Source organism: Mesorhizobium sp. P2_E9, from assembly GCF_056403815.1.
This window is the reverse complement of record NZ_JBFUET010000041.1, coordinates 1-8,018: the sequence shown is the minus strand read 5'-3', so window position 1 is coordinate 8,018 and position 8,018 is coordinate 1. Positions and strand designations below refer to the sequence as shown.

Here is an 8,018-nt window from a genome sequence, read left to right as displayed (position 1 = left end):
CATCCGCCGCGTTCAGCAGCACGGCTTCGTCTCCATTCTTGGACGCTCAATGCGCTTGTGCAGGGCCTTCGCGGGAAAGTCCGTCGCCTTCAGGCCGACCGCAACGGACGGCCTATTCGACGCATGGTTCAGACATCAGAAAATAGAAACCATCGACCTCAATACCCTGGCTCGATAGAATGCAAAACTGTTCGCGATGTCCTCGCACACCTGTTCGCGATGTCTCCGGTCCAAACAAAGGGGAGAAGGGAGGCCAGAGCCAGCGCTCACCCCTGCCCCGGATACGGCGTGCCGTCCTTGTGCAAAAACCGGCCATCCGAACTCGGGCTCATCATGTCGATGTCGGAGCATGTGATGACATCGTCCGAGTTGCGCGAGCCGACTTCCAGGTAGCGCGCCGTGACCGACGAGCGGTTGATCATGTGATGGCCATTGCCGCTGTTCTTGGCGAAGGCAGCACTATCGCCGGCCCTGAGCAGCGTCTCGCCGCCATCCTCGACCAGCGTCAACTCGCCTTCCAGCACATAGACGAGCTCGTCCTCATGGCTATGCCAGTGGCGCTGGCTCGACCAGCCGCCGGGTGGGAGTGTCATCAAATTGACGCCGAAATCGGTGAGACCGCCGGCATCGCCGAGGCGCTGGCGGGTGCGGGTGGCGCAAGGGGCGTCGAAGGGCGCGGGGTAGCCGGAGCCCTGGCGGATGGGGACGGCTGAGAGGTCGATCTTGGGCATGGGTTCTCCCTCGATTTTTGTGTTTACGTAGCGCCCTACGGCGCCCCCCTCTGTCCTGCCGGACATCTCCCCCACAGGTGGGGAGATTGGCAGCTTTGGCGCCGGCTCTTTTCTTTTCAACGATGAAAATTGGCGAAGGCCGCGATGACGGCCAATCTCCCCCCTCGTGGGGGAGATGTCCGGCAGGACAGAGGGGGGCGCCGTAGAGCGCTGATCTTGGACCGTTCGCATTCCTCTGGCACGGATCGCCCCCAATGCACCCGCCACTCTCAATGACAACACCCCGCCCCATACTGCAGCTGCTCGCGCCAATCCGGCCTTCCCTCCGGCGTAAAATCCATCAGGTTCCACAAGATCTCGCAGGTGCCGATGGCGCGCGGGTCCTGGCCGGGTTCGGGTGGCGCGAAGCCAAGCTCCGACGACCAGAAATGGCGGATGCCGTCACCATCGCGGTGGAACACCGACAGCAGCGGCATCTGCGCACCGTCAGCCGTCTCCGCATTGTAGTCGCGCTTGAAGCTGTTGGCGGCCGACGACAGCAACCGCATGTTGCGCCAGCCACGATCGCGGCCGAGCGTGGTGAGATTTTCCAGTCCGGTCTTGGCCACCACCGCAAAATTGAAGCCGGCGGCTTCGAGATGGCCGACGGCGCCGTCGAGCTGATCGAGCAGCGCCGTGCAGGACGGGCATGGCTGGTCCGGCCGGGCGAGCTTCGCCGTGCCGCCGCTCGCCGCCACATCGCGCGTCTCCTGCGGATGGCGCGGAAACATCATCTGGTAAAGGATGAGCGCGCCCTTGCCCGGCGCGAACAGCTCCGACAGTTTTGTCTTCGCCGGCTTGCCGTCGGCGCCGAGCGTGTCGAAGACATAATCCTGGCGGATCAGCCCGCCCGGCGGCAAAGTGCGCCGGGCCTCGGCCACGGCTTCCATGGCGCGGCGCAGCTCGATTTCCTTCTTCAAGAGCTTTTCGCGTGCGGTGCGGTATCTGGCGGATTCGTTGGGAAAGGTGATCATGGTCGGCTCCTTGGGTCCGCGCGCCGGCGTCCCGGCGCGGTTGCTCTGCGACCCAAGGACGTTTGGCGAACACCGGTTCCCGACATTTTTTGCGGATGGCGCACGGCGATTGCTTGCGGAACCTCCGCGGCTTCCCGGCATTCTCACGGCAAGGTAAAGCGAGCCATGGGGGATAAAATGCACGACGACGAGATCGACCTGCGCTGCCCGCAAGTGGTGGCCGACAATGCCGCCAAGGGGCTTCGGCTGCGCAAGCAGTTCGGGCGTGGCGGCACCGAGATCGGCGTGGCGCGGGCAACGGAACTGAAGAACCGCGAGAAGCTCGCCCCGTCGACCATCCGCCGCATGGTCAGCTACTTCGCCCGCCACGAGGTCGACAAGCTCGGCAAGAATTACGGCAATGAGGACAATCCGTCAGCCGGCCACATCGCCTGGCTACTGTGGGGTGGCGACGAGGGCCGCGCCTGGGCGCTCGAGCTCAAGCAGAAGATCGGCAACGCACCGGATATCTGAACGCCGCCGGCCCTTCGCTATGGCTCCGGGCGTTCGTCGCTTCAATCGACAAATCGTTGTCGATTGATCGGCTTCGCCGACCGCTTCTCACCCAGTCCAATCGACCTCGAACATGCCGAGCCGTTGATAGAGCCTGACAGCGGCGGGATTCTCGGCGGTATTGGTCTTCAGGTCGACACGGTCAGCGCCCCGTTCACGAAAACTGGCAAAGGCCTGCCACATCAGCGCCTCGCCAATGCCCTTGCCGCGCGCCTCGGGATGAACGGCGAGATCCTTGACGAAGGCCGAGGTCCAGCACAGCGCTGCCGCCGCCAGCCGACCCTTGGCGTCGATGACCAGGAAACACAGCGCCGGGTCGAATTCGGGATCACCTGAAATACGCGGCCACCATTCGTCGAACGGGCCGTCGGTGCCGTCGTCGAACACGTCGCTGAGCAGCGCATGCAAAGGCGGTGCGTCGCCGGGCTCGAAGCTGCGCATGGCAAAACCATCCGGCCAGTGCGGTGCAACCAGCGTCTCGTCGAGGATCTTGCGCAGCCGGATATCGTTCAGGGCCGGCGGGCGCGGTTCGGGCATCGCGCTCAGGCGTCGGGCTGCAGGCGGTGCCGCGTGCGGTCGACACCGAGGCCGGTCGCCTCGAGCAGGCCCTTGCGCTTGGCGTCGAAATAATAGCCGGTCTGGTAGAGCCAGTCGGCCTTCTTGGCATTGCCGTCGGCCACCAGCCAGGCGCCGCGCAGATATTTGACCGCGTATTTCAAATTGGTTTCGGCGTCGAACAGGCCCTTGGCCGGCCCGTCATAGCCCATGCCGCGTGCCGTCGCGTGCTTGATCTGCATCAGCCCCCAATGACCATTGTTGTAGGCCTTGGGGTTGAAGGTGCTCTCGCGGTTGACGACATGGCGCACCAGATCCACCGGCACCTGGTAGAGGGCGGCGTATTTGACGATCAGCCGGTCGACGTCACCGCGCATGCCTGTGTGCTCTTCCGGAGCGGCAGGGCTGAGCGGCGCGGACGGGAACTGCACCAGGGCAGCCGGGTTCTGTGGCACGACATAGGCCACTTGCTGCACGCCCGGCAGTTTCTGGCCGCTGCCGGCAACCGCCGGCACGATGAGCCCGGCGGTGGAGTAGGTCTCGGCCGCCTTGACAGTCTGGCCCGCCTTGCTCGGCGGCGGCGCCTGCCAGGCATTGGCGGTCATGACAGTGGGCACGGCCGGTGCCGTCGGCGTCGCCCCGGCAAAGGCCGCGGTCGCGGCAGCCGGCTGGGCGGCGGGATCAAGCGCTGGCGCGGCAGCCGGGCCAGGTGTCAACTCAGCCGTCTGGACGGGGGCGATGCCCGAGGATTGCGGCAGCACCGAAACCGTCTCCGGCAGCGGAATGGTGAAGCCGGCATCGCTGCCGGCAACGGTCGCGGTTTCGGTCAGGGCAGGTGCTGCCTTCATCTGCGAGGTCGAGGTGCAGCCGCTGATGCCGGCCGCCGCCATGATCACGCCGATCGCGATAAGGGTATGTTTTGCTGGCAAGCCGCGCACGGGTCCGGTTCGTCGGGTGTTAAGAAATCCCTTACACCAGCGATTCAGGGCCGGCAATCGGGGCCATCAGGTGGTTTTCGGGTGGCGGGACTCGGGCCGAACTGCCATATTGTTCCTGATATGTACTGGCGCAAATGCCGGTTTTCGCCACTTTGCGGAAAGGAACGCAACATGGAAACGACAGCTTCGATCACAGCCGGCCACGCAGTGTTAGAAACAGTGATCGGTTTCATGGGCATAGCCTGGAGCGAAAAGGGCCTGATCCGGCTCTGCCTGCCCGAACGCAGCCGCGAATCCGTGGAACGGCGGCTGATGCGCCACGCCGGCGTTTCAGCCTCGACCGTCCAGCCGCCATGGGTGGTCGACCTCATCGCTTCGATCAAGGCTTATGCAGCCGGCGAGGACGTCGATTTCTCCGACGTGCCGGTCGATCTCGACGGCATCGACGATTTCCGCCTCGCCATCTACGACGCGGCACGCAAACTCGGCTATGGGCAAACCACCACCTATGGGGAACTCGCCAAGCGCGCCGGCCAGCCCGGCCTGCCCCGCGAAACCGGCGCTGCGCTTGGCGCCAATCCGGTGCCGCTGGTCATCCCGTGCCACCGCATCCTCGCCGCCGGCGGCAAGATCGGCGGCTTCTCGGCGCCCGGCGGCTCCGTCACCAAGGAGAAGATGCTGGCCATGGAAGGCGTGCGCGTCGGCCCACCGCCGCCGGCGCAGGTGTCCTTCGGGTTCTGAGCCGCCGACCACTCGATGTCAGGGGAAGAACGGCCAGAAGATTGCGGCCGTTCTCTCGGAGGCTCCCTCTTAGGTCCTGCGGATCAGGTCGAGATTCGTCGCCATGTCAGCCCCACTTCATCTCACCCTTGGCGACCTTGGATCCGATATCGAGGGCGACGCCCATACCGAGGCCGGGGAAGCGTGCCTCCATGGCGGCCTTTAGCGCGGCGCCGTCGGCCGCCTTGCTCAATTCTTCCTCGAAGGTGAGAAGATAGGACTTTGTGAATTCCACCGCCGAAGGACCGGTTGCGGCATCGGGGGCCATATGGCCAGGCACCACCACGGCGGGCTTGCGGGCGGCAATCGCCTCCAGCGTCTTGACCCAGGCGGCGCGGCTTTCCCTGGTCTGCGTGTCGGCGGTCCAGACATGAACGCCAGCGAAGATCATCACACCACCGAACACGGCGTTGAGCGACGGCACGAACAGGTAGCGGCGGTTGGCGAGTCCTTCTTCCGCATTGACGATCTCGATCGTCTCGCCGTCGACACTGAGCGTTGGGCCGTCGAATGCTTCGGGCAGAACGATGTCGGACAACGCCTGGGGGCCGTTTTCCTTCAATTGCGGGCTCCAGACCGCGAGCTTTTTCTCCACACTGCTTTTGATGGCTTCGAGCGTGGCGGAGGCAGCAATCACTTTTGCCTCCGGGAAGGCTTCCCGCACCGGCTTCAGGCTGAAGTAGTAGTCTGGATCGGACTGGCTGACATAGATGGTCGTCAGCTTCTTGCCGGTGGCCTTGATGGCCTCGGCGAGCGCCTTGCCGTCCGGATAGGTGAAGCCGCCGTCGATCAGCAGGGCCTCGCTTGGCCCGGACACCAGCACAGGCGCGCGGAAGAAGCCGTTCGGACCCGCCGGGAAATGTTTCCAGCCAAGCGTGGTGCCGGCGGCTTGGCCGCGCTCGGTGGCGGCGAATACGGCGGTTGCGCCGAGGGCCAATGAGGTCTTCATGATCTGTCTCCTCGTGAACATGGAATAGCTCCTTTGACTGAAATGGGGGCAGGCCGCGTGGCGTGACCGGCTGTCCGAGAGGGAAGAGCGCAAGCCACGGTGCGCCCCGATGGAGAGAACAGCGCAGAGGTAACGTCCCTGGATTAATTGATAAATCTCCTATAATAATACAGACTGTATGCTGTAGACTTACAATCAAACTGACAGCGTCCCGTGGAACCAATCAACCTCAACCGCCTCGCCTATTTTGCTACGGTCATCGACGCAGGCTCGTTTACCCGGGCAGCCGAGCGACTTGGCATCACGAAAGCCGTCGTCAGCCAACAGGTCGCCCGCCTTGAAGCCGAACTGCAGACCACGCTTCTCGTGCGCACGACGCGGAGGCTCGAGCCGACCGAAGCAGGCCGTCTTTTGCATGCACGATGCGTCCTGATCCTGCGGGACGTTGAAGAGGCCGTCGCCGAAGTTGGCGAGGGCAACACCGAAGTGGCCGGCGTGCTGCGCGTTTCTGCGTCCAATGACTATGGCGCGATCGTGCTGGCCCCGATCGCCGCCCGCTTTCGGCAGAAATTTCCTGCCTGCAGCGTCGAACTGTTCATTTCCGATGCGATAATTGATTTGATCGGCAACAAGATAGACCTGTCCATCCGGGTCGGCTGGCTGGAAGACTCCAGCCAGCAGGCGCGACGCATCGGCACCTTCCGGCAAATCCTGGTCGCATCGCGGGATTTCGCCGCCGGGGTCAAGGTAGACGAACCGGAAGACCTTTCTTCCTTGCCGCTCGTCGCCAATTCCGTCCTTCGCAAGCCGTTCACCTGGAGCTTCAGCCGAGGCGATTTCGAGCGGCGCACCATCACCATGCGCGAGACGTTCTCCATCAACTCCACCCCGGCCGTCCTGGAGGCGACGCTCGCCGGCGGCGGACTGGCGGTTCTGCCGGACTATCTGGTCGTCGATTATCTATCGCAGGGCCGTCTCGTCCATATGCTCCCCGACTGGGCGCTACCCTCCGGCGGCATTCACGTCGTCTATCCGGCGGCGCGCTTTCGCCCGCAAAAAGTGACGCGGTTCGTGTCCATGCTCATGGAACAAATCCAGGATTGAAAACAATTTTGTCCCAGAGGCGCAGTCATTCGACTGAGCGAAGGCTTCCGGCTCCGGTTGATGAGTCCGCTAGTAGTCACTGAAGAATCGCCGGCGAAAATGCCGGCCATTGTCCGGCCGCTTGCAGTTGTAGACCGGGCAGGATTTGGTGTCGGCGCTCGGCACATAGGCGCGCGCCCTCACCTCGCCCATGGTGCAGAACTGCTGGCTCTCTACATAACGGTCGTAGAGCGGCAGCCCCGGCACGCGCGTCGACTGGTAGCGCAGGATGACCGCGCCCTGCCGCGCGATCGTCGACTGCACCTTGCCGCAGCTCATATGCGTCGGGTCATAGCGCGAGATCGCCTGCGCCTCGGCGGCCACCAGCGTCAGGCAGGCGGCAAGCACTATGGTTTTCATGGTCTCCTCCCCTGATCCGCCGCCCCAGGGACAGCGATCTGCCGCAACGGTTTCACCAGATTGGGGCGGCCGTTAGGCGGTCTTCGCATCACGGCTTTCTCACGCAGTCTTGTTTTTGCTGCGAAACCAGCCTATATCAGCCCCATTGATATTTCGGCCGATCGATCCGGGCCTCGCGATCTTCGCGTTTGCTGACGTCTATCTCCAAAATCTCGATGCACACCGGCTGGACATTGGTCTGGTCAAACTAAAGCAAATGTTGAAGGACTATCTAAAATGGCAACTGGAACGGTCAAGTGGTTCAACGCCACCAAGGGCTTCGGCTTCATCCAGCCTGACGCGGGCGGCGCGGACGTTTTCGTTCACATCTCCGCAGTCGAGCGCGCTGGACTGTCGACGCTGGTCGAAGGCCAGAAGATCAACTTCGAGATCGAGCAGGACCGCCGCACTGGCAAGTCGTCCGCTGGATCTCTGAGCAAGGCAGCCTGATTTTGCGAATGGCGCGCGCCGGGCGAGAGCCCGGGGCGTGCGGCAAGTCACGGATGTACTGACGGTCGCGCGAGAAGCGCGCCCGGAGCGGAAAGACCCGATACGCTGGAACAGCAGATAGCTGCCAGCCCGGACCGGACGCTCCCAATCAGGCTACCAAGGATGGGAAGGCGGGATTTATCCCGCTTCAGACTGCTGACAAACCCCGTCGATTTTCGGCGGGGTTTTTTTGTTATGTGATTGAAGTGTCTTGGAATGTTTGTGTCAGGAGATTTTGACAGGAGGCGTAGGGCCTCATGCGAGGGCCGGTTTGGGSTTYGGCCATAGGCAAAGGGCGATCTTTTTGATGTTCTGGGCGGCGGCGGCGATCAGGCACTGGCAGGCGACCCTGATGAGACTTCGGAACCGCGCATAGCGGTGACCATGCAGTTGCTTGGCGTCGGCGAAAGAGCGTTCAACGGTTTCCTTACGGCGACGGTAGACGGCCTTGCCCCATGCGGTGAGCCGG

At 63.4% G+C, this 8,018-nt stretch carries 11 protein-coding genes; 4 read left to right on the top strand and 7 right to left on the bottom strand.

Translation table 11 applies throughout. The annotated features are described in order from the left end of the window. Positions 1-266 precede the first annotated feature (266 nt). Together AC1D05_RS35550 and AC1D05_RS35545 are read right to left on the bottom strand one after the other, a co-directional pair. Positions 267-731 (bottom strand): cupin domain-containing protein, encoded by a 465-nt coding sequence (locus AC1D05_RS35550; protein WP_477447636.1) that lies wholly within the window; start codon positions 729-731, stop codon positions 267-269. Between the two features lie 269 nt (positions 732-1,000). Further along, positions 1,001-1,744 (bottom strand): DUF899 family protein, encoded by a 744-nt coding sequence (locus AC1D05_RS35545; RefSeq protein WP_477447634.1) that lies wholly within the window; start codon positions 1,742-1,744, stop codon positions 1,001-1,003. 177 nt (positions 1,745-1,921) lie between these two features. On the opposite strand from AC1D05_RS35545, the gene AC1D05_RS35540 reads away from it, so the two are divergent. Continuing rightward, positions 1,922-2,257: a hypothetical protein gene (locus tag AC1D05_RS35540; protein ID WP_477447632.1), complete on the top strand. Its 336-nt coding sequence runs from the start codon at positions 1,922-1,924 to the stop codon at positions 2,255-2,257. Between the two features lie 87 nt (positions 2,258-2,344). Here the strand turns inward: AC1D05_RS35540 and AC1D05_RS35535 are convergent, their stop codons facing one another. Next, complete coding sequence (locus tag AC1D05_RS35535) at positions 2,345-2,833, bottom strand: GNAT family N-acetyltransferase (RefSeq protein WP_477447630.1); 489 nt, start codon at positions 2,831-2,833, stop codon at positions 2,345-2,347. A gap of 5 nt (positions 2,834-2,838) precedes the next feature. After that, the gene (locus tag AC1D05_RS35530) at positions 2,839-3,780 is read right to left on the bottom strand and encodes a transglycosylase SLT domain-containing protein (protein ID WP_477447628.1); all 942 of its coding nucleotides are present in this window, start codon (positions 3,778-3,780) and stop codon (positions 2,839-2,841) included. Between the two features lie 180 nt (positions 3,781-3,960). On the opposite strand from AC1D05_RS35530, the gene AC1D05_RS35525 reads away from it, so the two are divergent. Next, positions 3,961-4,530, top strand: a complete 570-nt coding sequence (locus tag AC1D05_RS35525; protein ID WP_477447626.1) for a methylated-DNA--[protein]-cysteine S-methyltransferase — start codon at positions 3,961-3,963, stop codon at positions 4,528-4,530. A gap of 106 nt (positions 4,531-4,636) precedes the next feature. Here the strand turns inward: AC1D05_RS35525 and AC1D05_RS35520 are convergent, their stop codons facing one another. After that, complete coding sequence (locus AC1D05_RS35520; RefSeq protein WP_477447624.1) at positions 4,637-5,539, bottom strand: MBL fold metallo-hydrolase; 903 nt, start codon at positions 5,537-5,539, stop codon at positions 4,637-4,639. 192 nt (positions 5,540-5,731) lie between these two features. On the opposite strand from AC1D05_RS35520, the gene AC1D05_RS35515 reads away from it, so the two are divergent. After that, positions 5,732-6,622 (top strand): LysR family transcriptional regulator, encoded by an 891-nt coding sequence (locus AC1D05_RS35515; RefSeq protein ID WP_477447622.1) that lies wholly within the window; start codon positions 5,732-5,734, stop codon positions 6,620-6,622. 69 nt (positions 6,623-6,691) lie between these two features. On the opposite strand, the gene AC1D05_RS35510 is transcribed toward AC1D05_RS35515, so the two are convergent. Next, positions 6,692-7,021, bottom strand: a complete 330-nt coding sequence (locus tag AC1D05_RS35510) for a hypothetical protein (RefSeq protein WP_477447621.1) — start codon at positions 7,019-7,021, stop codon at positions 6,692-6,694. Positions 7,022-7,297: 276 nt separating this feature from the next. Between AC1D05_RS35510 and AC1D05_RS35505 the strand changes: the two genes are divergently transcribed. Then, positions 7,298-7,510 carry a cold-shock protein gene (locus tag AC1D05_RS35505; RefSeq protein ID WP_010910991.1) on the top strand — a complete coding sequence of 71 codons (213 nt, stop codon included), beginning with the start codon at positions 7,298-7,300 and terminating at the stop codon, positions 7,508-7,510. Positions 7,511-7,804: 294 nt separating this feature from the next. On the opposite strand, the gene AC1D05_RS35500 is transcribed toward AC1D05_RS35505, so the two are convergent. Beyond that, positions 7,805-8,018: transposase (locus AC1D05_RS35500; protein WP_477447619.1), on the bottom strand; the 214-nt coding region annotated here is incomplete at its 5' end.

What these genes read in the sequence shown, in the direction of transcription:
- AC1D05_RS35550 (WP_477447636.1), bottom strand. Translation starts at nt 731, where the DNA reads ATGCCCAAGATCGACCTCTCAGCCGTCCCCATCCGCCAGGGCTCCGGC.
- AC1D05_RS35545 (WP_477447634.1), bottom strand. Translation starts at nt 1,744, where the DNA reads ATGATCACCTTTCCCAACGAATCCGCCAGATACCGCACCGCACGCGAA.
- AC1D05_RS35540 (WP_477447632.1), top strand. Translation starts at nt 1,922, where the DNA reads ATGCACGACGACGAGATCGACCTGCGCTGCCCGCAAGTGGTGGCCGAC.
- AC1D05_RS35535 (WP_477447630.1), bottom strand. Translation starts at nt 2,833, where the DNA reads ATGCCCGAACCGCGCCCGCCGGCCCTGAACGATATCCGGCTGCGCAAG.
- AC1D05_RS35525 (WP_477447626.1), top strand. Translation starts at nt 3,961, where the DNA reads ATGGAAACGACAGCTTCGATCACAGCCGGCCACGCAGTGTTAGAAACA.
- AC1D05_RS35520 (WP_477447624.1), bottom strand. Translation starts at nt 5,539, where the DNA reads ATGTTCACGAGGAGACAGATCATGAAGACCTCATTGGCCCTCGGCGCA.
- AC1D05_RS35510 (WP_477447621.1), bottom strand. Translation starts at nt 7,021, where the DNA reads ATGAAAACCATAGTGCTTGCCGCCTGCCTGACGCTGGTGGCCGCCGAG.
- AC1D05_RS35505 (WP_010910991.1), top strand. Translation starts at nt 7,298, where the DNA reads ATGGCAACTGGAACGGTCAAGTGGTTCAACGCCACCAAGGGCTTCGGC.